The organism is Brenneria sp. L3-3C-1 (assembly GCF_016456245.1).
Lineage (GTDB): Bacteria > Pseudomonadota > Gammaproteobacteria > Enterobacterales > Enterobacteriaceae > Brenneria.
This window is the reverse complement of sequence record NZ_JAEMHF010000003.1, coordinates 232,945-257,837: the sequence shown is the minus strand read 5'-3', so window position 1 is coordinate 257,837 and position 24,893 is coordinate 232,945. Positions and strand designations below refer to the sequence as shown.

24 protein-coding genes are annotated in these 24,893 nt (G+C 52.2%); 15 read left to right on the top strand and 9 right to left on the bottom strand.

What is annotated here, in order from left to right:
- Window positions 1–217: 217 nt before the first annotated feature.
- From rbsR to JG725_RS10485, 7 genes are all read right to left on the bottom strand, one after another.
- Window positions 218–1,213 (bottom strand): ribose operon transcriptional repressor RbsR, encoded by a 996-nt coding sequence (rbsR, locus tag JG725_RS10515; RefSeq protein WP_172290652.1) that lies wholly within the window; start codon window positions 1,211–1,213, stop codon window positions 218–220.
- A 3-nt stretch (window positions 1,214–1,216) separates the two neighbouring features.
- A complete protein-coding gene (rbsK, locus tag JG725_RS10510) occupies window positions 1,217–2,143 on the bottom strand; it encodes a ribokinase (protein ID WP_199377901.1) in 927 nt (308 codons plus the stop codon).
- 74 nt (window positions 2,144–2,217) lie between these two features.
- Window positions 2,218–3,108 (bottom strand): ribose ABC transporter substrate-binding protein RbsB, encoded by an 891-nt coding sequence (rbsB, locus tag JG725_RS10505; RefSeq protein WP_172290650.1) that lies wholly within the window; start codon window positions 3,106–3,108, stop codon window positions 2,218–2,220.
- 25 nt (window positions 3,109–3,133) lie between these two features.
- Entirely contained in the window at window positions 3,134–4,102 is a 969-nt protein-coding gene (gene rbsC, locus JG725_RS10500) for a ribose ABC transporter permease (RefSeq protein WP_172290649.1), read from the bottom strand.
- Between the two features lie 7 nt (window positions 4,103–4,109).
- Window positions 4,110–5,615, bottom strand: a complete 1,506-nt coding sequence (gene rbsA, locus JG725_RS10495; protein WP_199377898.1) for a ribose ABC transporter ATP-binding protein RbsA — start codon at window positions 5,613–5,615, stop codon at window positions 4,110–4,112.
- A gap of 7 nt (window positions 5,616–5,622) precedes the next feature.
- A complete protein-coding gene (rbsD, locus tag JG725_RS10490) occupies window positions 5,623–6,042 on the bottom strand; it encodes a D-ribose pyranase (protein ID WP_199377896.1) in 420 nt (139 codons plus the stop codon).
- 294 nt (window positions 6,043–6,336) lie between these two features.
- Window positions 6,337–6,738, bottom strand: a complete 402-nt coding sequence (locus JG725_RS10485; RefSeq protein ID WP_172290646.1) for a YgiW/YdeI family stress tolerance OB fold protein — start codon at window positions 6,736–6,738, stop codon at window positions 6,337–6,339.
- Window positions 6,739–6,962: 224 nt separating this feature from the next.
- Here JG725_RS10485 and qseB point away from each other — a divergent pair, with 224 nt between their 5' ends.
- Both qseB and qseC read left to right on the top strand, forming a co-directional pair.
- Window positions 6,963–7,625, top strand: a complete 663-nt coding sequence (gene qseB, locus JG725_RS10480; protein WP_199377894.1) for a quorum sensing response regulator transcription factor QseB — start codon at window positions 6,963–6,965, stop codon at window positions 7,623–7,625.
- Window positions 7,622–8,971: a quorum sensing histidine kinase QseC gene (qseC, locus tag JG725_RS10475; protein WP_199377892.1), complete on the top strand. Its 1,350-nt coding sequence runs from the start codon at window positions 7,622–7,624 to the stop codon at window positions 8,969–8,971. Before qseB ends, qseC begins: the two co-directional genes overlap by 4 nt.
- Window positions 8,972–8,999: 28 nt before the next feature.
- On the opposite strand, the gene kup is transcribed toward qseC, so the two are convergent.
- A complete protein-coding gene (gene kup, locus JG725_RS10470) occupies window positions 9,000–10,868 on the bottom strand; it encodes a low affinity potassium transporter Kup (RefSeq protein WP_199377890.1) in 1,869 nt (622 codons plus the stop codon).
- 286 nt (window positions 10,869–11,154) lie between these two features.
- On the opposite strand from kup, the gene ravA reads away from it, so the two are divergent.
- Window positions 11,155–12,651: an ATPase RavA gene (gene ravA, locus JG725_RS10465; RefSeq protein WP_172290642.1), complete on the top strand. Its 1,497-nt coding sequence runs from the start codon at window positions 11,155–11,157 to the stop codon at window positions 12,649–12,651.
- Window positions 12,652–12,657: 6 nt separating this feature from the next.
- Entirely contained in the window at window positions 12,658–14,127 is a 1,470-nt protein-coding gene (viaA, locus tag JG725_RS10460; RefSeq protein ID WP_172290641.1) for an ATPase RavA stimulator ViaA, read from the top strand.
- Between the two features lie 3 nt (window positions 14,128–14,130).
- Here viaA and asnA read toward each other — a convergent pair whose 3' ends face one another.
- Window positions 14,131–15,123 carry an aspartate--ammonia ligase gene (asnA, locus tag JG725_RS10455; RefSeq protein ID WP_172290640.1) on the bottom strand — a complete coding sequence of 331 codons (993 nt, stop codon included), beginning with the start codon at window positions 15,121–15,123 and terminating at the stop codon, window positions 14,131–14,133.
- Between the two features lie 149 nt (window positions 15,124–15,272).
- Between asnA and asnC the strand changes: the two genes are divergently transcribed.
- The 11 genes from asnC (at window position 15,273) to atpG (ending at window position 24,854) form a co-directional block, all read left to right on the top strand.
- Window positions 15,273–15,734 carry a transcriptional regulator AsnC gene (gene asnC / locus JG725_RS10450; RefSeq protein WP_172290639.1) on the top strand — a complete coding sequence of 154 codons (462 nt, stop codon included), beginning with the start codon at window positions 15,273–15,275 and terminating at the stop codon, window positions 15,732–15,734.
- A gap of 90 nt (window positions 15,735–15,824) precedes the next feature.
- The gene (gene mioC, locus JG725_RS10445; RefSeq protein ID WP_172290638.1) at window positions 15,825–16,268 is read left to right on the top strand and encodes an FMN-binding protein MioC; all 444 of its coding nucleotides are present in this window, start codon (window positions 15,825–15,827) and stop codon (window positions 16,266–16,268) included.
- 391 nt (window positions 16,269–16,659) lie between these two features.
- A complete protein-coding gene (gene mnmG, locus JG725_RS10440; protein ID WP_172290637.1) occupies window positions 16,660–18,549 on the top strand; it encodes a tRNA uridine-5-carboxymethylaminomethyl(34) synthesis enzyme MnmG in 1,890 nt (629 codons plus the stop codon).
- A 30-nt stretch (window positions 18,550–18,579) separates the two neighbouring features.
- Window positions 18,580–19,200, top strand: coding sequence for a 16S rRNA (guanine(527)-N(7))-methyltransferase RsmG (rsmG, locus tag JG725_RS10435; RefSeq protein ID WP_199377888.1), 621 nt, complete (start codon window positions 18,580–18,582; stop codon window positions 19,198–19,200).
- A gap of 625 nt (window positions 19,201–19,825) precedes the next feature.
- Complete coding sequence (atpI, locus tag JG725_RS10430; RefSeq protein ID WP_172290635.1) at window positions 19,826–20,209, top strand: F0F1 ATP synthase subunit I; 384 nt, start codon at window positions 19,826–19,828, stop codon at window positions 20,207–20,209.
- A gap of 22 nt (window positions 20,210–20,231) precedes the next feature.
- On the top strand, window positions 20,232–21,011 hold the full coding sequence (atpB, locus tag JG725_RS10425) for a F0F1 ATP synthase subunit A (RefSeq protein WP_172290634.1): 780 nt from the start codon (window positions 20,232–20,234) through the stop codon (window positions 21,009–21,011).
- Window positions 21,012–21,060: 49 nt separating this feature from the next.
- The gene (atpE, locus tag JG725_RS10420; RefSeq protein ID WP_005976545.1) at window positions 21,061–21,300 is read left to right on the top strand and encodes a F0F1 ATP synthase subunit C; all 240 of its coding nucleotides are present in this window, start codon (window positions 21,061–21,063) and stop codon (window positions 21,298–21,300) included.
- A gap of 65 nt (window positions 21,301–21,365) precedes the next feature.
- Window positions 21,366–21,836, top strand: a complete 471-nt coding sequence (gene atpF / locus JG725_RS10415) for a F0F1 ATP synthase subunit B (RefSeq protein ID WP_109491494.1) — start codon at window positions 21,366–21,368, stop codon at window positions 21,834–21,836.
- A 14-nt stretch (window positions 21,837–21,850) separates the two neighbouring features.
- Entirely contained in the window at window positions 21,851–22,384 is a 534-nt protein-coding gene (gene atpH / locus JG725_RS10410; RefSeq protein ID WP_172290633.1) for a F0F1 ATP synthase subunit delta, read from the top strand.
- Window positions 22,385–22,396: 12 nt separating this feature from the next.
- A complete protein-coding gene (atpA, locus tag JG725_RS10405; RefSeq protein ID WP_172290632.1) occupies window positions 22,397–23,938 on the top strand; it encodes a F0F1 ATP synthase subunit alpha in 1,542 nt (513 codons plus the stop codon).
- A gap of 52 nt (window positions 23,939–23,990) precedes the next feature.
- Window positions 23,991–24,854, top strand: a complete 864-nt coding sequence (atpG, locus tag JG725_RS10400) for a F0F1 ATP synthase subunit gamma (protein WP_172290631.1) — start codon at window positions 23,991–23,993, stop codon at window positions 24,852–24,854.
- The last annotated feature ends 39 nt before the right edge of the window (window positions 24,855–24,893 follow it).

Here is a 24,893-nt window from a genome sequence, read left to right as displayed (position 1 = left end):
AAGTCAAGTGATTATTGCCTGACTCCTTACCGTCACCCCAACCGCGTAACCGCCGTTGCCGTGTCAGTGGAGGCGCATTATAGGCACTTCCCCGCGGCTTACAAGCGCTAAATGCAAAAAAGCGACCGAGTGCGTTTTTTTTCGGCAATGCGCGGGAAAAGGCGACACTATGCGCTTTTTTTCAGCGCCATTTTCTCGCGTTCTTCGGCAAAACACGTTATCCAACAGACTTTCGCACCATTAACTCTGGCGTCAGCACCAGAATATTCGGTTCTGTATCGGGGTGTTCCAGACGATGAAGTAACGTATCGACGGCTAATTCGCCAAGTTCGTCTTTCGGCTGATGAATTGTCGTCAGCGGGGGAGACATATAGCGGGCCAGCTCAATATCATCATAGCCAATCACCGCCATATCCCGGGGGATCACCAATCCAGCCTGATACAGCGCATGGTAAACACCAACGGCCATGGCGTCATTACCCGCAAAAACGGCATCCGGCCTATCGTTCAGCGATAACAGTTGCTGCATCGCCCGATAACCTGTTTCAAATTCAAAATCGCCAAAAATCTCATAGTCAGCCGGAATCGCCAATCCTGCGCGTTGCATCGCCTGACGATATCCTTCCAGCCGGTTATAGGCGGTCGCCTTATCTTTTGGACCGGCAATACAGGCGATTTTCCGGTAACCGCGGGAAATAAGGTAATTGGTCGCCATCTCGCCGCCCAGCAGAGAATTATCCTTAATAACGTCAACATGCCCATCAAACGGCGCCCAATCCATCATCACCATCGGTATAGAAGGATAGCGACTGACCATATCAGGCAAAGGACGGTGGTTCTGCGTACACAGCAGCAGTACGCCGTCGACGCGTTTTTGCAGCAATGTTTCCAGACTGCGGCTCATTCGGTCGGGATCGCCTTCGGTGTTGCACAAAATCAGGCTGTAGCCCCGCTCATAGCAACACCGTTCAACGCCACGCACCACTTCGGCATAAAAAGGGTTATTGCTGACGGTCAGTAGCATGCCTATGGTTTGTGTCTGATTTATTTTAAGACTTCTGGCCAGCGCTGAAGGCGCGTAATTCAGTTGTTCAACGGCAGCCATCACTCTGGCGCGGATAATCTCGCTGACAAAGCGGTTATTGTTGATAACGTGAGAAACCGTAGAGGTGGAAACGCCCGCCAAACGGGCGACGTCTTTCATGGTCGTCAAAGTTCACCTCTGGGATTGCAAGAAAGCATCTATCTCTTCACGCCACGGAACGGAAGGCTGAGCGCCCGGGCGGGTGACGGCAATCGCGGCGGCGGCATGAGCGAACTTTACGGCAGACAACATCGACTGATTCTCCAACAGCGCCGTTACCAGCGCGCCGTTGAACGTGTCCCCGGCGGCAATGGTGTCCACAGCCTGAACCCGATAGCCGGGGATACGTTGCCCCTGACCATTTTCACTCAACCAGACGCCCCGGCTGCCTAACGTGATCAACACGGTCGCGATGCCCTTTTGGTGCAATACCCGAGCGGCGCGGGCAGCGTCGTCTTCTGTGTTGACGGCGATCCCCGTCAGGCGCTGGGCTTCCGTTTCATTCGGCGTGATGATATCGATCAACGACAACAATTCATCGGGCAGTTCACAGGCTGGCGCGGGGTTAAGGATAACGCGGGTGTGATTCTCATGCGCCAGCCTGGCTGAAGCAAGAACGGTTTCCAGCGGCGATTCCAACTGCATAAGCAAGGCGTCGGCATCAATTATCTGCTGCTGGTGACGGTTCAGATAGTCAGGCGTAACCGCAGCATTGGCGCCGGCATTAATCGCGATGATATTCTCCGCCTCGCCGTTTACAAAGATTAAGGCCACGCCGGTTGTTTCGTTAGCGACAGCCTCAACCGCCGAAACGTCAATTCTGTCATCGGACAACTGCTGGCGAATCCGCGCCCCGATATCATCATCGCCGACACAAGCAATAAACGAGATATCCGCTCCACTTCGGCCGGCCGCTACCGCCTGATTGGCGCCTTTGCCGCCGAAAGCGATTCGATATTGCTTACCGATCACCGTTTCACCCGGGCGGGGAAACTGCTCCAGATTGAGAATATGGTCAGCATTAATACTGCCCAGCACCACCAGCTTACCCGTTTTCATTATGCTGAATTCCGACATGTTTATTATGCGCCACCGTTGATACGGTGGCGCTCGCCCTGCTTTTCTTTATCTTTTTATTGTTTAGTCACCAGTTTCAGATCAACTGGAATAATGGCCTGTATTTTCTCGCCTTTCAGCGCCTTATCCGCAGTTTCAACACCGATGACGCCGATCTGATCGGGACGTTGCGCGACCGTTGCCGCCAGTTTGCCTGACTCAACCGCCTTCACGCCATCCTCCGTACCGTCAAATCCCACCACCAGCACATCGTTTTTACCTGCGGTTTGCAGCGCACGCAACGCGCCGAGCGCCATTTCGTCATTCTGAGCAAATACGGCCTGCACATCGGGATGCGCGGTCAACAGGTTCTGCATAACGTTCAAGCCTTTGGTTCGATCGAAGTCGGCGGGTTGACTAGCCAGGATCGCGAATTTGTTCTTTTCAGCCGATTTCATAAATCCCGCGCCGCGCTCACGCGCCGCTGACGTTCCGGCGATGCCTTCCAATTGAATGATTTTGGCGCCTTCACCCGCTTGTTTGGCAATAAAATCGCCGGCGACTTTACCGCCAAAGGCGTTGTCAGAAGCCACATGGCTGATAACCTCACCGCTGCTGGCTACGCGATCGAGCGTGATCACCGGAATTTTCGCCTGATTAGCCAGCTTGATAGCGTTACCGACCGCATCGGAGTCGGTCGGGTTAATTAGCAACACTTTCGTGCCGCGAACCGTCAGGTCCTGAACGTTAGCCAGCTCTTTAGCCGGGTTATTCTGAGAATCCAGCACCACCAGGTTATAGCCCAGTTTGTCAGCTTCCTTCTGCGCCCCTTCTTTCATCGACACAAAGAACGGGTTATTCAATGTTGATACCACCAGAGCAATCGTATCTTTTGCTAATGCATTGGCGCTGACAGTCGCGCTCAACGCAACAGCAGAAACCAGAGTAGCCAGTTTTTTCATATTCATAGCTCAATTCCTGTGTGAATAAAGGTTATTTACTGCTTTTGTTATCTACCAAAACCGCCAGCAAAATGACGACTGCTTTGACGATCATCTGGTAGTAAGAAGAAACACCTAACAAATTCAATCCATTGTTAAGGAACCCCAGGATCAGCGCGCCTATCAATGTGCCGACAATACGCCCTTTGCCGCCGGCCAGACTCGTGCCCCCCAGCACCACGGCCGCGATGGCATCAAGCTCATAGCCTGTTCCAGCGGTAGGCTGAGCCGACGATAAACGCGCTACTTCGATGATTCCCGCCAGTGCGGATAACAGGCCGCACAGGGAATAGACGATGATTTTAATTTTATCAACGCTGATGCCGGACAGTCGGGTGGCGGCTTCATTCCCGCCCAGCGCATAGATATAACGGCCTAACCGGGTGTGATGAAGCATGTACCAGGCCGCCGCAAATACGATGGCCATAATCCAGATCGGCGTGGGAATACCCAAGGGACGGCCGATGCCGAACCAGCCAAAGGTGTCCGCTACATCGGAAAAACCGGTGTTGATTGGACTGCCATTGGTATAAACCATGGTCACGCCGCGCAACAACAGCATCATCACCAACGTGGCGATAAACGCCTGAACCCTGCCTTTGGAAACAATAACACCCGTCCCCGCGCCAATAATCGCGCCTAATGCCAATGCCCCGAAAACCGCCAGCAGCGCATTAACCTCAAGACCGACAATCGAGGCGGCAACCGCGCCGGTCAGCGCCAGCAAAGAACCCACGGAAAGATCGATGCCGGAAGTGAGAATGACCAGCGTCATTCCCACCGCCATAATGGCATTCACCGACGTTTGCTGGAGAATATTGAACAGGTTGTTGAGGGTGAAAAAATTCGGACTCATGGCGGAAACAACCGCAATAAGGATCAGCAGGGCGATCAGCGATTTCTGCTCCAATAGCCATTCTTTGCTGAACCAGCGTTTTGCCGTGATAGATTGGGAACTCATGTCTGACTTACTCCTGCTTTACGCCGTATTGCTTACCAACGGCCGCTGCCATCAGCGCTTCCTGGGTGGCTTGTTCAATCGGAAAATCACCGCTCAAACGGCCTTCATGCATCACAATAATGCGATCGCTCATTCCTAAAACTTCGGGCATTTCGGACGACACCAGGATGATGCTCAGCCCTTCTTGTTTGAACTGATTGATTAACTGGTAAATTTCTTTCTTCGCCCCCACGTCGACGCCGCGGGTAGGCTCATCAAGGATCAGTACATTCGGGCGAGTCATTAACCCACGGGCGATCGCCACTTTTTGCTGGTTTCCGCCGGATAACAACCCGACAGGCTGTTCCATTGACGGCGTCTTGATATTAAACAGGCGGATAAAATCGCCGACGGCCAACTGCTCTTCAGGGTGCCTGAGTTGCCCGCCGCGACGGCTGAAGTAACGCAGCGCGGTTAATGACATGTTCTCTTTGACCGACATGCCGAGCACCAGCCCATCACGTTTTCGATCTTCAGATATATAGACAATGCCGTTCGCCAAACCATCCTGCGGTCTGCGGGTCACCACTTCACGGCCATCCAGCGCCACATAGCCATTGGTGCGCGGCAGGGCGCCGTAAAGGATCTTCATCAACTCGGTACGGCCGGCCCCCATTAACCCCGCCACACCAAGAATTTCCCCTTTGCGAACGATAAAGCTAACGGCGTCGACCCCCGGCCCGGAAAGATTTTTCACCAGCAGACGGACGTCTCCCGGCGTTTGATTCAGTCGCGGATACTGCTCTTCAAGCTTACGGCCCACCATCATTTCAATAAGCCGATCTTCCTGCAACTCGCTGACCGAGCGTTCGCCGATGAACTGGCCGTCACGGAACACGGTGACGTCGTCGCATATTTCAAAAATTTCTTTCAGACGGTGAGAAATGTAAACAATGCCGCGCCCCTGGGCCCGCAGTTCTTTGATCACGCTGAATAGCGACGCGGTTTCCGTGTCCGTCAGCGCATCGGTGGGCTCATCCATAATGATGACTTTCGATTCAAAGCTCAGAACTTTGGCAATCTCCACCATCTGCTGATCGCCAATCGACAATTCGCCCACCATGCGGCGACTGTCATAGCGCAGATTCAGGCGCTTCAGCAGTTTGTCGGCCTCCGTGTACATCTTCTTCCAGTCAATGCGGCCAAAGCGATTGGTGAATTCCCGTCCCAGGAAAATATTCTCGGCGATGGTGAGTTGGGGGATAAGGTTAAGTTCCTGATGAATAATGCCAATCCCCGCCTCCTGTGAGGCTTTAGGGCCGTTAAACTCCACTTCTTTTCCCAGGAAATGCACGCTGCCGGAATCTTTGTCGTAGATACCGGTCAGCACTTTCATCATGGTGGATTTACCGGCGCCATTCTCGCCCACCAGCGCCATCACTCTTCCCGGGTAAACATTTAATGCAGCGCCGGAAAGCGCCTTAACGCCGGGGAAAGCCTTATTAATTCCTTGCAGTTGCAGTAAAGGTTGCATTGATGCCTCAGAACGTTACGCCAGCACAAAGGATGACATTGGCATACGGGGAACATTCTCCACTGCGAATGATGGCCCGGCTTTTCCCGCTTTGGGTTTTAAAAACTTCATGGCTGATATAATGCAATTCAATTGAGTTTCCCTGGTGTCGCTCAAGTTGTTTTAATTGATCAAGTAATGCGTCATGGAGTGTTGGATTTTTTTCGACGATCTCTTCCGCCAGAATGGCGGCCTCTACCTGCATCTCACTGATTACCGCATCCACAACCTGCAAAAATCCTGGAACGTTATGCGTTAATGCCAGATCGATTCGGGTCGTGGTGTCAGGAATAGGCAACCCTGCATCACAAATCACTACCTGGTCGGTATGCCCCAAACGGGAAATAACAGCAGAAACCTCAGAGTTCAGTAATACCGCTTTTTTCATCTTTTTATCCCATCAGCGAAACGTTTCGCTGATGGTCATATTAGAAAAAGATAAGTTAGAAAGGCAAAGAGGACGTAACGAAAATGTGATCGTTATCGAAACGTTTCGCTCGCGCGCGGGAAAAAACGGGCGCTTTGGGAAGAGAGCTGTTGATGAACGCTGAAAAGATGGCGCGAAGACAAAAAGTGGATTTGAAAAAACGTATTCGTCTTGTATCCACCCATTAGCTGGATTAATCAATGTTGGACAAAAGGGCGGCGTATTATCCGCCCATCGGCTAATAGTATGATGTTACTACTGGATTTTTCTCACCTGTTTGACATCCAACTCGGCCGAACTGAACCCTTTATCCAGTTCCCCTTGCAGTTCAACCTTATCCTGAGGGGTAATGGTCTGCCCGTTCCAGTATTTATCATCGATTTCAACCGTGATGGTGCCTGACTCGTCGCGGAACAGATAGTCTTCGCCCCCGATGCGCTGTTCGATGGTGCCTTGCAGGATAACCCAACTGTCGTCTTTCATCTCTTTGGCTTTCGCAACCGTCGTTACGCTCCCCTGAGGGCCGATAAATCCGCCAGCGGCATTCTGGCTATGAGCGGCAGGCGCTTTAGGATCGACAAACCCGCCGGTTTGTGCGGCGAAAACCGGTGCGGCACACAGTGCGGCGATAGCGAATACAGCAGCTGTTTTTTTCATAGCTTGGTTTCCTTAGTTTCTTTCGATTTGCCGCGCAGCAAAACTGCGCGTGATTTGTTTTACGCGCAAAGTAAAACAAAATGTTCTTAACAGGATCTTAAGGATAGGTCAGATTTCCTTATCTTTAATAAATACTGCGAAGCGCTCCGCGTTTGACGGTTTTCTGGTTGCCAGCGCCGTGCGTTAAACCGTATAACATCGCGATAAGCAACCTGGTGGACGGTATGAGAATATTGCTAATAGAAGATGACCGCTTGATCGGCGATGGCCTGAAAGCCGGGCTGATTAAGCTCGGTTTTAATGTTGACTGGTTTACGCAGGGCAAAGAAGGGTTAGCCGCGTTGGATGCCGCCCCCTACGACGCCGTGGTTCTCGATCTCGGTCTGCCGGAAATGGACGGGCTGGAAATCCTGCGTCACTGGCGTCAAGCGGGACATGACGAGCCCGTATTGATCCTTACCGCGCGGGATGCGCTGGAACAACGGGTTGAAGGCTTGCAGCTCGGCGCGGATGACTATCTGTGCAAACCTTTTGCGCTGGCGGAGGTCGCCGCCCGCCTGCAAGCGTTAATCCGCCGCCGGCATGGTCAATTACAGCCGACGCTCACCCACGGCGCCGTATCGCTGGAACCGGGTTCCCGTACCGTTACGTTCAACAATGAGCCACTGATGCTTAAATCCCGTGAGCTGGCGCTGCTGGAGCTGTTTTTGATGAATCCCGCCCGCGTGCTGACGCGTTCTCAGTTGGAAGAAAAGCTCTATAGCTGGGACGATGATGTTTCGAGCAACGCCGTGGAAGTCCACATTCACCACCTGCGTAAAAAACTGGGCAGCAACTTTATCCGCACCGTACATGGCGTCGGCTATATATTGGGAGAAGCGCAATGACGCATCTCAGCCTGCGCTTGCGCCTGATTGCCGGCTTTATTCTGCTGACGCTGATTTGCTGGGGAAGCGCCGGGTTCCTGTCGTGGTATCAAACCCGTCATAATATTAATGAATTATTTGATACCCAGCAGATGTTATTCGCCAAGCGGCTCGCCACCATGAACCCGGAGGAGATAAACCCGGCGTCCGCATCATTGCCGCAAACCAAAAGTTGGGTTCGCGACCGCCGGGGCAATCAGGAAGAAGACGCGCTGGCGTTTGCCATTTTCACCCGTAGCGGACAGATGGTGCTGAATGACGGTGAGAACGGTAAAGATTTTATCTTCAACTATTCGCAAAACGGTTTTACCGACGGCAGACTGCGCGACGACAACGACCGGTGGCGCTTGGTGTGGCTGGCGACGGCGGATAATCGCTATGTCGTCGTGGTCGGTCAGGAATGGGAATACCGCCAGGATATGGTGCTGGATATTGTACAGACCAACCTCATGCCCTGGCTGTTCGCCCTGCCGGCGATGCTGATTTTAATGTTCTGGATGATTTCTCGTGAATTGTCGCCGCTCAAACGTATTACCACGCAGTTGCGCCAACGCCCGCCGGAAGATGATACGCCATTGGATATCCACAATATTCCCCAGGAAGTTCGCCCTTTGGTGAGTGAACTGAACGATCTGTTTGCCCGCATCAGCGACATGCTGGTGCGCGAACGTCGATTTACCGCGGATGCGGCGCATGAGTTGCGCAGTCCGCTGGCGGCGCTGAAGGTACAGACTGAATTGGCGCAGTTGGCGCATGACGACGAGCCGGTGCGCCGCCATGCCCTGAATAATCTGGATGAGGGAATCGATCGCGCCGCCCGGCTGGTGGATCAGTTGTTAACGCTGTCCCGACTGGATTCAGAATCATTCGTCGACGGTCAACAACCCGTTGAGTTGCAGACGCTGCTGCGACAAATGGTTATCGACCATTATCATAAAGCGCAGGCGGCAGGTATTGAACTGATGCTGAATGTACCAAACGATCCCGTTGTCCGGCAGGGACACCCGTTGCTGCTGACGCTGCTGATCCGCAATCTGCTTGATAACGCCATTCGCTACAGCCGTGAGGGCGGAACGGTAACACTGACGCTCACCGAGCGAAACATCCAGATCGCCGACGACGGGCCGGGCATAAGCAACGACATATTGCCGCGGGTCGGCGAGCGCTTTTTCCGTCCCCCGGGACAGGAAAAATCCGGCAGCGGTTTAGGGCTGTCCATTGTGAACAATATCGCCCGATTGCACGGTATGCAGGTCAATCTCGCCAACCGGCCCGCGGGAGGATTGATAGCATCCGTCAGTTGGTAAGAGCCGGTCTAACCGACCCTTGCGCGTATTAAATCTCCACCTGAATACCGAGTTCAATCAGCCGGTTGGGCGGAATTTCAAACTGATCGGCGGCCCGTAGGGCATTACGGCTGAGCACCATAAACAGCTTGCCGCGGATACGCAGATACCAGGGACGTTTCCCCATCGTCAGCGATTCATTGGACATAAAAAACGAGGTTTCCAGCATCTGACAGGTTAATCCATCCTGCCAGCAGCGGTGAAACACCTCTTCCACATTGGGCGTTTCACGCCAGCCATAGTTGGCGATCACCCGCCAGAACGTCGGCGAGAGTTGTTCAACCGTCACCCGGCGGGCATTGAGTACGTAAGGCGCATCTTCAGTTCGCATGGTCAACAGCACCACCCGTTCATGCAATATCTTGTTATGTTTCAGGTTGTGCAATAAAGCAAACGGGATAACATGCGTCGCGCGCGACAGGTAAACCGCCGTGCCCGGCACCCTTAGCGGCGGGGATTTCTCCAGCGACGCAATCATCGCATCCAGTGAATTACCATGTTCATGCAAACGGCGTAACAGCCGGAAACGCTCGCTTTTCCAGGTGGTCATGATAATAAACATCACCACGCCCAATGCCAGCGGCAGCCAGCCGCCGGACAAGATTTTCACCACGTTGGCCAGGAACATCGGAACATCAATCAACAGCAGGCCGATGAGTAATATCCACACCAGATAGCGATGCCAGTGCCAGTTCTTTATCGCCACCGTGCAAAACAGAATACTGGTCAATACCATCGTGCCGGTCACCGCGATGCCGTATGCCGCGGCCAGGTTGCTGGAGTGCTCGAAACTGACGATGACTATCACCACGGCGATATATAACAGCCAGTTAATCGCCGGGATATAGATCTGCCCGGACTCCATATCAGAGGTATGCACAATGCGCATCGGCGGCAGATACCCCAGACGAACGGCCTGCCGCGTCAGGGAAAACACGCCTGAAATCACCGCCTGTGAAGCGATGATCGTCGCCAGCGTCGCCAATAGCAATAGCGGAATCAGCGCCCACTGGGGCGCCAGCAGAAAGAAGGGATTTTTAATCGCTTCCGGGTTTTTCAGCAGCAACGCGCCCTGACCAAAGTAATTCAGCGCCAGCGACGGAAGCACGACGGTAAACCAGGCAAGACGAATAGGAAATTTGCCGAAATGTCCCATATCCGCATACAGCGCCTCCACACCGGTGATAGCCAGAACCACCGCCCCCAGCGCGAAGAAAGACACCATTTTGTATTCGACGAAGAAATGCACCGCCCACATCGGGTTCAGCGCCTGCAACACCTGGGGGTTTTCAATAATGCTGCGCGCGCCCAGAGCGCCAAGCGTAAGAAACCAGATCAACATGACCGGCGCAAATAATTTCCCCACGCTGCCGGTACCGCGTTTTTGGATCATAAACAGCAACGTCAGAACAACGATGGACAGGGGAACAATGTAGCTATCCATCGACGGCGTGGCGATCTCCATCCCTTCCATCGCCGACATCACCGATATGGCTGGCGTAATGACGACTTCGCCGTAAAAGAAACTGCCGCCAATCAGCCCCAAGATGACCAACACCGAGGTCATCCGGTCAGAGGTATTGCGCCCGGCCAGCGACATAAGCGTAAGTATGCCGCCTTCTCCGGCGTTGTCGGCTCGCATGACATAGGTCAGGTATTTAAACGAGACCACAATAATTAATAACCAAAAGATCAACGAGAGGAAGCCAAATACCGAGTCAGGCGTAACGCCAAAACCAAACTGCCCGGACAAACACTCTCTTAGCGTATACAGCGGGCTGGTTCCTATATCCCCGTAAACCACCCCTATCGCTGCCAGCGTAACGGCCGAAAGCGAACGTTTATGCTCTGAACTCATAGAACTTATCTTCTATTATCAATCCGTTAGCGAATCGCCGTTTTCCCCGGCGATTCGCCCAAAAGCGCACAGTATGACAAATCAGGGAAAAAGCCCATTTTTATATCGGATATGAAACATCCTGTAAAAGGTGGTTTATTGATTAACCGCATCAGAAATGCCAATAATCAACTAATAAAAATATGTGATCTGCCGTTTATTTTTACACTAATTATTCTGCTGAAAAGCGTCCTTTTGAAGATACCGCTTCTGCTGCAAATGAAACCATGGGAATGATTGATTAATTATGCTTCAATCCGCCGCGTTGGCTGACAGAATTTCGCGCCTCAGTAATGCGCTTGAACACGGACTGTATGAACGACAACATGCCATCCGCTTGTGTTTGCTGGCGGCATTAAGTGGAGAGAGCGTTTTTCTGCTGGGTCCGCCGGGCATTGCCAAAAGCATGATTGCCCGGCGTCTTAAATTCGCTTTTCGTCAGGCGAAGGCTTTTGAATACCTGATGACGCGCTTTTCCACCCCCGAAGAAGTCTTCGGCCCTTTGTCTATTCAGGCATTAAAGGATGAAGGTCGCTATCAGCGATTAACCGAGGGTTATCTGCCGGAAGCCGAGATTGTCTTTCTGGATGAAATCTGGAAAGCCGGCCCCGCCATTTTAAACACGTTACTGACGGCGATTAACGAACGTCGTTTCCGCAACGGCAATAGCGAGGACGCCATCCCTATGCGTCTTCTGGTCACCGCGTCCAATGAGTTGCCTGAAGCCGACGGCAGTCTGGAAGCGCTGTATGACCGGATGCTCATTCGTCTGTGGCTGGATCGGGTACAGGAAAAACAGAATTTCCGCGCCTTGCTGGCGAATAACGGCAGCGAACGCGACAACCCGGTCAGCCCTTCAGTCAGCGTCAGTGATGAAGAATATCAACAGTGGCAAAAGGATATTGACCACGTCGCGTTGCCGGAAAACGGTTTTGAATTGATCTATCAACTTCGTCAGCGCCTGGACACCCTGGAGCAATCTCCTTATGTGTCCGACCGGCGCTGGAAAAAAGCCCTGCGTTTACTTCAGGCCTGTGCTTTTTTCAGCGGACGGGACAGCATCACCCCGGTGGATATCATTCTGCTGAAAGACTGTCTCTGGTACGACAGAGACACACTAACACTGATAGAACAGCAGCTTGAACAGCTGGTTACGGAGCAGGCCTACCAGCAGCAGAATTTGCTGTTCCGTCTACAACAGGTCAACCTGAAGCGCCAACAATATCAGATACGACAGAGCGAGTCGCAGGCGCTTTGCGTGGAAAAACAGACAACTTTTTTAGGCCGAAAATTCCATTATTCCTTGCCTGAATCGCTAACGGCGGATTCGCTCAACCTGGTATTGCAACGTCCGTTAATCCTTAACGACATTGAAGTCACGCATCTGACTATCGATAAAAACGCGCTGCAAAACTGGCTACAGAAAGGCGGCGAAATACGGGGAAAACTGAACGGCATCGGTTTTACCCAGCGTCTGGATCTGCTGGTGGACGATCGCCACCACCTGACCATCCGGGACATCAGCCTGCAATCTTCCATTCTTTCTCTGCCTGAAAAACGCGACGGCGCACTACCGGCCGAACTTCTGGATGAATATGAAAAGCTGAAAATTCAGTTAAATGAACAACGGCGATTATTCAGTCAACATCAGCCTTGTCTGTTCGTTCCCACAGAATGGCTGGCAAAAATTGAAGCCAGTCTGCAACGGGTTGCCGAACAGATTCAGCTATCAGAGCAGGATTAAGCGCCGATGCTCACCTTGGAATCGCTGGAAATACTGCTGTCGATAGACGAAAACGAACTACTGGACGATCTGGTGGTAACGCTGCTGGCGACACCGCAGTTGGCGACTTTCTTTGAAAAATATCCCAACCTCAAATCAGCGCTGCTCAACGACCTTTCCGACTGGAAGGCCACCTTAAAACAGCGTCTGCGCAATACACCGGCGCCGCCGGAGCTGGAAACGGAATTCTCCTGCTATCAACGGGCTCAGGCGGTGGACAATCAGGCGTTTCAGACTCGCCTGCCACGAATCATGAACATGCTAAGCACAGTTGAATCGCCCTTTCTGACGCAGGCCGATCGGCTGATACACCAGCCGGAATACACGTTAGGGCAAAAAATCAGCAGCGGATTACACGCCCTGTTTCTACAACGCTGGCGGTTGAGCCTGACGCTGCAAACCGTTTCCCTGCACCATCAGGTAATGGAACAGGAGCGCGAGATCCTGCTGGATGAATTACAGCAGCGTCTGACGCTGAGCGGCAAACTGGAGCCGATTCTGGCTGAAAACGAACATGCGGCGGGGCGCTTGTGGGATCTCAGCGCGGGGCAGCGGATTCACACCGACCCAAAAATCCTGCTGGACTTCGGCGCTTTCCTGCAACGACAACCAGCACTGCAACGCCTGGCCGAACGGTTAGGACGCAGCCGCGAAACAAAATCCATCCTCAGTCAGGATGCGCCGAAAGAAACGTTCCGCGTGATGGTTCGCGAACCCGCAACCGTTCCTGAACAAGTCAGCGGGATTCACCAGAGCGACGATATCCTGCGGTTATTACCGGCTGAGCTGGCGGCGATGAGCCTAAGCGAGCTGGAATATGAGTTCTATCGCCGGCTGTTGGAACATCGTCTGCTGACTTATCGCTTGCAAGGGGAAAACTGGCGTGAAAAAACCGCCGAGCGGCCGGTGATCCACCAACAGAATGAGCAGCAGCCGCGCGGGCCGTTTATCGTCTGCGTGGATACTTCCGGATCAATGGGTGGATTCAACGAACGCTGCGCCAAGGCTTTCTGTCTGGCGCTATTACGTATCGCCCTGGCGGACAACCGCCGTTGTTACATCATGCTTTTTTCAACCGGCATCGTGAGATATGAACTGACCACCGCTGACGGACTCGAACAGGCCGTACGCTTTCTCAGCCAGGCCTTTCGCGGTGGAACCGATCTGAGCGCCTGTTTATCCGCGTTGCTGGATAAAATGGACGACCAACTTTGGCATGATGCCGATGCCGTGGTCATTTCAGATTTTATTGCCCAACGCCTGCCGGACGACCTGATCGGTAAAGTCAAACAGCGTCAGAAACAGCTACAGCACCGGTTTCATGCCGTAGCGATGTCCGATCATGGCAAACCAGGCATCATGCGTATTTTCGACCATATCTGGCGCTTCGACACCGGGTTAAAAAGCCGCCTGATGCGGCGCTGGCAGCAGGGCTGACGCTTAAAGCAGACCGGGTACGGATTCACGAACCGCCATTGGCCAAACACCGCACTGAACCTGACCGATGTGCGGCAATTGCAACAACAGCATCACCAACCGCGACTGACCAATACCGCCGCCGATGGTTTGCGGCATTTCGCCACTTAGCAGCGACTGGTGCCAGTCCAGTTTCAGCCGCTCTTCATCCTGAGTCAGCGAAAGCTGGCGTTTCAGCGCAACCGCATCCACACGTATTCCCATTGAGGAGATTTCGAAAGCATCATTCAGTATCGGGTTCCACACGACAATATCGCCATTCAATCCGGCCAACCCCTGCTCTCCCGGCGTCGTCCAGTCATCATAATCCGGCGCGCGAACATCATGAGATTGCCCGCTGGATAATTTACCGCCGATACCGATCAAAAACACCGCGCCCAGCTCTTTGGCGATAGCACGTTCGCGCCCTTTGGCATCCAGATCGGGATAGCGCTCCAACAAGGTTTCAGTATGCACAAACTGAATCTGTTCCGGCAGGAAAGGTTTGATGCCAAAAGCCTGATGAACGGCGGCTTCGGTCGCTTTAATCCCCTGATAGATACGCGTCACCGTTGATTTCAGGTAGCCGACATGGCGTTCCCCCTCTCCCATTACGCGTTCCCAGTCCCACTGATCCACATAGACGGAGTGAATCGGGCTAAGGCGATCTTCGTCAGGGCGCAGCGCCTTCATATGGGTATATATCCCTTCACCGCTACTGAAATCGTAGGCGCCCAACGTTTTACGCTTCCATTTCGCCAGCGAATGCACCACTTCAAAGCAAGCGTCCGGCAACGCTTTAACCTTAACCTGCACCGCTTTTTCCGTACCGGAGAGGTTGTCCTGCGTACCATCGCCAATGCGACTGAGGATCGGCGCCTGAACTTCAATCAACCCCAGCAGTTGTTCCAGTTGATCAGAGAAAAAAGATTTAACGAAACTGATCTGTTGTTGTTTTTGGATGTATTGTTTTTTCATTGCCGCTTTCTCATCAATCGCTTTAGTTGCCAATTAAGCAACGAAAGGTACGAGTATTCAATAATCTTATGGATAAATTGCCTTTATGACTTTAATCCATCATTTTATAGCGGTATAAAATGAAAATTCGGTAATTTAAGGGGCTAAAAGTGACAGAAATTTATCAGATTGATAATCTCGATCGCGGCATCCTTACCGCGTTGATGGGAAATGCCCGCACCCCCTACGCCGAACTGGCGAAGCAATTTGCCGTCAGCCCGGGAACCATCCATGTCCGGGTGGAAAAAATGAAACAGGCGGGGATCATCATCGGCACCCGTCTGGACGTGAGTCCGAAACAGCTGGGGTATGACGTTTGCTGCTTTATCGGCATCATTTTGAAAAGCGCCAAAGACTATCCGTCCGCATTGGAAAAACTGAACAACCTGGAAGAGGTGGTGGAAGCGTATTACACCACCGGCCATTACAGCATCTTCATTAAGGTCATGTGCCGCTCGATCGACGCCCTGCAACATGTACTTATCAACAAGATCCAAACGATTGATGAAATTCAGTCCACGGAAACGTTGATCTCGCTGCAAAACCCCATCATGCGGACGATCGCCCCCTAGCGCCTTTTCCTTATACCCCTATTATCCACAGGTAGATCCCAGCCTGATCACAGCGTACAATGTTCCGTCTTATATCAGGTGGGATCGTGTATGGCAGACATTACGCTAATCAGCGGCAGTACCTTGGGCAGCGCGGAATACGTTGCGGAACATTTAGCCGAACTGCTGGAAAAGGAAAACTTCTCCACCGAGATGTTGCACGGCCCCGAACTGGATGAGTTACCGAACAGCGGTTTATGGCTGGTGGTCACATCAACCCACGGCGCCGGCGAACTGCCGGAAAACCTGCAACCGTTGTTCGAACAGCTTGAAGAACGTAAACCCGATCTTTCCCAGGTGCGTTTTGGCGCGATCGGCATTGGCAGTAAAGAGTACGACACCTTTTGCGGTGCGATCCTCACCGCGGATCGTGTATTGAGCCAACTGGGCGCCAAAAGGATCGGCGACATTCTACAGATCGATATCACCGAGCACGAAATTCCGGAAGATCCCGCAGAGGAATGGTTAGGATCCTGGACTTATTTACTCAAATAAGACGAAATATTCAGCAGTTGAATGTGGATAAGTAGGCTTTATTACGGTGTAAAAGCGGTAGTTATCCCAATAACAACCGCTGGTTGTTTTTTGTCCTGTGCATAACCAGGCATTAAGATCCCAGCTTATACGATGCGGGATCACCGATCATTCACAGCTAATGATCTTCACTAATATCTTGATCCTTAATATGAATAATCACTTATCCACACAAACTGACGATCCTAATAAGAGATCTAATAAAGAGATCTTTAAATAAAAAGATCTTTCTTTAATTAACGACGATCCAACGCGCTTGGTCGTTTGCGTAAAGTTGAGTAGAATCCTCCACCCCAGGGCAAGTAACGATCGTTGGCAATTATTCATTCGCAACCATGCGAGGAGCAGTACCATGTTTTATCCAGATCCTTTTGACGTCATCGTGATCGGCGGCGGTCATGCCGGCACGGAAGCCGCGATGGCTTCAGCGCGGATGGGACGACAAACCCTTTTGCTGACGCACAATATCGATACGTTGGGACAAATGTCCTGTAACCCGGCGATCGGCGGTATTGGAAAAGGCCATCTGGTTAAAGAGATCGATGCCATGGGGGGACTGATGGCTCGCGCCGTCGATCAGGCAGGCATTCAGTTTAGGATACTAAACATCAGTAAAGGTCCTGCGGTGCGGGCAACCCGGGCACAGGCGGATCGCGTGCTTTATCGGCAGGCGGTGCGCACCGCGTTGGAAAACCAACCCAACCTGACGATCTTCCAACAGGCAGTCGACGATCTTATCGTTGAAAACGATCGCGTGGTCGGCGCCGTTACCCAGATGGGGCTAAAATTCCGCGCTAAAGCGGTGGTGTTGACCGTTGGTACTTTCCTTGACGGAAAAATTCACATCGGCCTGGATAATTATAGCGGCGGACGTGCTGGCGATCCCCCTTCCATTCCTCTGGCGCGGCGTCTGCGTGAGTTGCCGCTGCGCGTTAATCGCCTTAAAACCGGTACGCCGCCGCGTATCGATGCCAGAACCATTGATTTCAGCGTATTGGCTCAGCAGCATGGCGATAATCCCATGCCGGTATTTTCATTCCTGGGACAAGCCAGCCAGCATCCGGCGCAAATGCCGTGCTACATCACTCATACCAACGAAAAAACCCATGAGGTGATCCGCAATAATCTGGATCGCAGCCCGATGTATGCCGGGATCATCGAAGGGATCGGACCGCGTTATTGCCCTTCCATTGAAGATAAAGTGATGCGCTTTGCCGATCGCAATTCGCACCAGATCTTTCTGGAACCGGAAGGGTTAACCAGCAACGAAATCTACCCCAACGGCATTTCAACCAGCCTGCCGTTTGACGTGCAGTGGCAGATCGTCCGTTCGATGACTGGGATGGAAAACGCCCGTATTGTTCGACCGGGCTATGCCATCGAGTACGATTTCTTCGATCCGCGGGATCTGAAAACCACGCTGGAAAACAAATTCATCCACGGTCTGTTCTTTGCCGGCCAGATTAACGGCACCACCGGTTATGAAGAAGCCGCCGCGCAGGGGATGCTCGCCGGCTTAAACGCGGCCCGTCTGGCCTTCGATCAGGAAGGTTGGGCGCCGCGCCGCGATCAGGCCTATTTGGGCGTATTGGTTGACGATCTCTGTACGTTGGGCACCAAAGAACCCTACCGGATGTTCACTTCACGGGCGGAATATCGCCTGATGCTGCGGGAAGACAACGCCGATCTACGCCTGACGGAAATCGGCCGTGAACTGGGGATGGTCGATGATTATCGCTGGGCTTGTTTTAACGAGAAGCTGGAAAGCATAGAAAAAGAGCGTCAGCGTTTACGCGATATCCGGGTTCACCCGCAGTCGGAGCAGTTGGAACAGGTCAATGCCTTGTTGAAAACGCCGCTTTCCCGCGAATCGAACGGCGAGGAGCTGCTGCGCCGTCCTGAGGTGGATTACGCCCTGCTGACCGCCCTGCCGTTATTTGCGCCGGCGTTGACGAACCAACAAGCCGCGGAGCAGGTTGAAATTCAGGTTAAATACGAAGGTTATATTGCCCGTCAGCAGGACGAAATCGAGAAGCAGCTGCGCAACGAGAATACGCTTTTGCCAGCCGATCTGGATTACCGCCAGGTTAACGGTTTGTCCAATGAGGTGATCGCCAAACTGAACGATCATAAACCGGGTTCAATCGGTCAGGCTTCGCGTATTTCCGGTATTACGCCCGCGGCGATCTCCATTTTGCTGGTCTGGTTGAAAAAGCAGGGCCTGCTGCGCCGCAGCGCCTGAATCAACGTAAATAACTCCCGGAATCTTATTGTGCGCCACACTCTTGATAATTTGCTGGAAACTGCCAGCATTGTGATTTCCAACAGGCAAAAAGACTTATTAATACAGTATGTTGAAATGCTGAATAAGTGGAATAAAGCCTATAATCTGACGTCGGTTCGCGAGCCCCGGCAGATGCTTATCCGCCATATTATGGACAGTATCGTAGTCGAGCCTTATTTGCAGGGGCAACGCTTTATCGATGTCGGAACCGGCCCCGGATTGCCGGGGATCCCGCTGGCGATCGTCCGTCCGTCAGCGCACTTTACTTTGCTTGATAGCCTGGGAAAACGCGTTCGCTTTTTGCGTCAGGTGCAGCACGAATTACAGCTTGAAAACATTTTCCCGGTGCAAAGCCGGGTTGAGGACTTTCCTGCCGAACCGCCCTTTGACGGTATTATCAGCCGGGCATTTGCTTCGCTACAGGATATGGTTATGTGGTGTCATCATCTTCCCGCCAGACCGTCAGGGCGCTTTTATGCGCTGAAAGGCATGTTGCCTGAGGATGAACTGAAGACGCTTCCTGAAGGCGTTGAGTTAGAGCAGGCGATCCGCTTATCGGTGCCGGAATTGGAAGGCGAGCGCCATCTGATTGTACTTAAACCAAATTAATTTTGCGTTTTATCAAAAAAATTATAACTAATTATTTCGCCGGCGGTTATTCACATTCCGGACATGCGGTTTGGTCGTTTGGCGATTAACGATCACCAAAATTTCACATATGCGGTATTTTTCGGATGAGGGATATACTTTCACGATTAATAGTCACTGGCGAAAATAACTCCAGGACGCCAAAAATTCGCGGATTTTTGTTTTGGTTAAGTAAAAAAATAATATCAATAATGTCAATAGATAGTTGAAATGATGTTTATCGGATGTTTTTAGGTTATTTCTTTTTAACTTATTGAATTTAAATTGAATAAATAGCTTTCTTGGCCAAAGATAAAAAATAGCGTGATCTATTATGAAATGTTAAGGAATCGTTTGTGTGAGGCGTATCACATATTAGAGGCCTTTAGAAATTAATTACACCGCATAGGTGCGATTATGATTGCCAGCCAAAATGAAGCGCCGGAAAGAAATTTAAATAATTGTTCACCTTTTCGCTACTTATCCATTGAATTCGCAGGTATGACCCGTATAATTTGCTCGTTTTTTGCTGCTTGACTCAACGGTATAAAGGCAGTTTTATACGTCATTCAGCATACCTCTGGAAGGGACGGAGAAAGCAAACGCCATGCCTGTATCCTTTTACAGCGGAAAAACGGCTTTGAAGCTGCTGTTATTGCAGTTTGCTGCTTTTGCCCTGTTGAGCGTTATTTTCGCTGTTCGCAGTGTTGAAGCCGGAGCTTCCGCGTTAGGCGGGGGGCTGGCGGTTTGGTTGCCGAATGTCCTGTTTGTGCTGTTTGCCTTGCGTCGTCAGTCGGACAAACCCGCGGATGGACGCGTTGCCTGGTCATTTGCCATCGGTGAGGCACTCAAGGTATTGATCACCATTGCATTGTTGGTGGTGGCGTTGGGCGTATTCAACGCGGCTTTTTTTCCGCTTGGCCTGACTTATTTATCGGTGCTGGTTATGCAGATAGCGGCACCGGCCGTTATTAATCGTTACCGTAATTAACAACAAAAGGGTAAGAGACATCATGGCTGCTGGAGAAATCTCTACTCCGCAAGAGTATATCGGTCATCACCTGACGCATTTGCAGGTGGGAACGGGATTCTGGTCGATCAACATCGATTCGATGTTTTTCTCTGTCGCTCTTGGGATCCTCTTTCTGGTGATCTTCCGCCGGGTTGCCAAAAATGCGACCAGCGGTGTGCCGGGTAAATTGCAAACGGCGGTCGAACTGATTGTCGGCTTCGTTGATAGCAACGTGCGTGATATGTTCCATGGCAAAAGCAAGCTGATCGCGCCGCTGGCGCTGACCATTTTCGTCTGGGTGTTCCTGATGAACCTGATGGATCTGCTGCCAATCGATTTTCTGCCTTACATCGGCGAACATGTTCTTGGTCTGCCCGCTCTACGCGTGGTGCCGTCTGCCGATGTCAACATTACGCTGTCAATGGCGCTGGGGGTCTTCGCCCTGGTTCTGTTCTACAGCATCAAAATGAAAGGGGTGGGTGGTTTCGTTAAAGAACTGACCATGCAGCCGTTCAATCATCCAGTATTTATTCCTATCAACCTGATTCTTGAAGGTGTCAGCCTGCTGTCCAAGCCGGTTTCTCTTGGTTTGCGACTGTTTGGCAACATGTATGCGGGTGAGTTGATCTTCATCCTGATTGCCGGCTTGCTGCCGTGGTGGTCGCAATGGTTGTTGAATGTGCCCTGGGCCATTTTCCACATTTTGATTATTACGCTTCAGGCTTTTATTTTCATGGTTCTGACGGTTGTTTATCTCTCGATGGCATCTGAAGAGCATTGATTTTCTTTCAACACAATAACGTTTTAACTGAAATAAACTGGAGACTGTCATGGAAAACCTGAGTGTGGATCTGCTGTACATGGCTGCCGCGTTAATGATGGGTTTGGCGGCAATCGGTGCTGCGATCGGTATCGGCATTCTGGGTGGTAAATTCTTGGAAGGTGCTGCGCGTCAGCCTGACCTGATTCCTCTGCTGCGTACACAGTTCTTTATCGTAATGGGCCTGGTTGACGCCATCCCGATGATTGCTGTTGGTCTGGGCCTGTATGTGATGTTTGCGGTGGCCTAAGCGGAAAATGTTTTCCGCCGGGATTGAAACATCAACTTATTTAACTTTGAAAGAGGCATTGTGCTGTGAATATTAACGCAACAATCCTCGGCCAGGCCATTGCGTTCGTCCTGTTTGTCTGGTTCTGCATGAAGTATGTATGGCCGCCGATTATGGCTGCCATTGAGAAACGTCAGAAAGAAATTGCTGACGGTCTGGCTTCTGCCGAACGTGCCAAAAAAGATTTGAACCTGGCGCAGGCCAATGCGACAGATCAACTGAAGAAAGCCAAAGCGGACGCGCAGGTCATCATTGAGCAGGCAAACAAACGCCGCGCTCAAATCCTGGATGAAGCGAAAGTGGAAGCGGAAGCCGAACGTAACAAAATTGTGGCGCAGGCGCAGGCTGAAATTGAAGCCGAACGTAAACGCGCGCGTGAAGAGTTGCGTAAGCAAGTCGCCATGTTGGCTATCGCCGGTGCCGAGAAAATTATTGAACGTTCCGTGGATGAAGCTGCCAACAGCGACATCGTTGATAAACTGGTCGCTGAACTGTAAGGAGGGAGGGGCTGATGTCTGAATTTGTCACGGTAGCTCGCCCCTACGCCAAAGCAGCTTTTGACTTTGCGGTTGAGAACCAGGCGGTTGAACGCTGGCAAAACATGTTGGCGTTTACGTCTGAAGTCACGCGCAACGAACAGATTGGCGAGTTGCTTTCCGGTGCGATGGCGCCGATTGAACTGGCTAAAACGTTTATTGCCGTTTGTGGCGATCAACTTGATGAAGCCGGTCAGAACCTGATTAAGGTGATGGCCGAGAACGGACGTTTACCGGTGCTTCCCGAAGTGCTGGAACAATTTATTCAACTGCGGGCAGCGCAGGAATCGACGGTTGACGTCGAGGTTGTTTCTGCCAGTGCGTTGAGTGAGCAGCAATTATCGAAGATAGCCGCTGCGATGGAACAACGTCTGTCACGCAAAGTGAAGCTGAATTGCAAAATTGATAAGTCTGTCATGGCCGGCGTGGTGATACGCGCAGGCGATATGGTGATAGATGGCAGCATTCGCGGTCGTCTGGAACGTCTGGCAGACGTCTTGCAGTCTTAAGGGGACTGGAGCATGCAACTGAATTCCACCGAAATCAGCGAACTGATCAAGCAGCGCATTGCTCAGTTCAATGTGGTGAGCGAAGCTCACAATGAAGGTACTATTGTTTCCGTCAGCGACGGGATCATCCGCGTTCACGGTCTGGCCGACGTGATGCAGGGGGAGATGATTTCCCTGCCGGGCAACCGTTATGCGATTGCACTGAACCTGGAGCGCGACTCCGTTGGTGCGGTGGTGATGGGGCCGTATGCGGACCTGGCCGAGGGCATGAAAGTCAAATGCACCGGCCGTATTCTTGAAGTACCGGTTGGCCGCGGCCTGCTGGGGCGCGTGGTTAACACGCTGGGTGCGCCGATTGACGGTAAAGGCCCGCTGGATCACGACGGTTTCTCTGCGGTTGAAGCGATCGCTCCCGGCGTTATCGAGCGTCAATCCGTCGATCAGCCGGTTCAGACGGGCTATAAATCCGTCGATGCCATGATCCCTATCGGCCGCGGCCAGCGTGAGCTGATTATCGGCGACCGTCAGACCGGTAAAACGGCGCTGGCTATCGACGCCATCATCAACCAGCGTGATTCCGGCATCAAGTGCGTGTATGTCGCTATCGGGCAGAAAGCGTCCACCATTTCCAACGTGGTGCGCAAGCTGGAAGAACATGGCGCGCTGGAAAACACCATTGTGGTGGTGGCTACCGCGTCTGAATCCGCCGCGTTGCAATATCTGGCGCCGTACGCCGGATGCGCCATGGGCGAATATTTCCGCGACCGCGGCGAAGATGCGCTGATTATTTATGATGACCTGTCCAAACAGGCCGTCGCTTATCGTCAGATCTCTCTGTTGCTTCGTCGTCCGCCAGGTCGTGAAGCTTATCCGGGCGATGTTTTCTATCTCCACTCCCGTCTGCTGGAACGTGCCGCGCGTGTCAACGCCGACTACGTCGAGGCTTACACCAAGGGTGAAGTAAAAGGAAAAACCGGTTCCCTGACCGCGCTGCCGATCATTGAAACCCAGGCGGGCGACGTTTCCGCGTTCGTTCCGACCAACGTAATTTCTATTACCGACGGTCAGATCTTCCTGGAGTCCAACCTGTTCAACGCCGGCATCCGTCCCGCGGTTAACCCGGGGATTTCCGTATCCCGCGTGGGTGGCGCCGCTCAGACCAAGATCATGAAAAAACTGTCCGGCGGTATCCGTACCGCGCTGGCGCAGTACCGTGAACTGGCGGCGTTTTCCCAGTTTGCATCCGATCTTGACGATGCAACCCGTAAGCAGTTGAGCCACGGTCAGAAAGTGACCGAGCTGCTGAAGCAGAAACAGTATGCGCCGATGTCGGTTGCGCAACAGTCTCTGGTTCTGTATGCGGCGGAACGCGGTTATCTGGAAGACGTTGAACTGGCGAAAGTCGGCAGCTTTGAGGCGTCGCTGCTGGCGTATGCCGATCGTGAGCATGGCGAACTTCTGCAACAAATCGACCAGACTGGCGCTTATAACGATGAGATCGAGGGCAAGTTCAAAGGCATCCTCGATACCTTTAAGGCAACCCAGTCCTGGTAACGCCGGTGGCCTGCTGTAAAGCAGGCCGCAAGGCATTGAGGAGAAGCTAAAGATGGCCGGCGCAAAAGAGATACGTAGTAAGATCGCAAGCGTCCAAAACACGCAAAAGATCACCAAAGCGATGGAAATGGTCGCCGCTTCCAAAATGCGTAAATCGCAGGATCGTATGGCGGCCAGCCGTCCTTATGCGAAAACCATACGCAATGTGATTGGTCACCTTGCGTTGGGAAATCTGGAATATAAACACCCGTACCTGGAAGAGCGTGACGTTAAGCGTGTCGGGTATTTGGTGGTGTCTACCGATCGTGGCCTGTGTGGTGGTTTGAACATCAACCTGTTCAAAAAACTGCTGGCGGAGATGAAATCCTGGAGCGACAAAGGCGTTGAAACCGATTTAGCGCTGATTGGCTCCAAAGCGGTCTCTTTTTTCGGTTCGGTGGGCGGAAACATTGTTGCTCAGGTCACCGGCATGGGGGATAACCCTTCCGTGTCGGAATTGATCGGTCCGGTGAAGGTTATGCTGCAAGCCTACGACGAAGGTCGCCTGGACAAGCTGTATATCGTGAGCAACAAGTTCATCAATACCATGTCTCAGGAACCGCTGGTTGTTCAGCTGTTGCCGTTGCCGCCTTCGGATGACGGTGAGTTGAAGAAAAAATCCTGGGATTACCTGTATGAACCCGATCCCAAGTCGCTGCTGGATACTCTGCTGCGTCGTTACGTGGAATCCCAGGTTTATCAGGGCGTCGTAGAGAATCTGGCCAGTGAGCAGGCCGCGCGAATGGTGGCGATGAAAGCCGCGACCGATAACGGCGGCAGCCTGATCAAAGAGTTGCAGTTGGTATACAACAAAGCTCGTCAGGCCAGCATTACTCAGGAACTCACCGAAATCGTCGGGGGAGCCTCCGCGGTTTAAAGCAGGTTTACGAATTACGTATTGTCGAATTACGTAGAG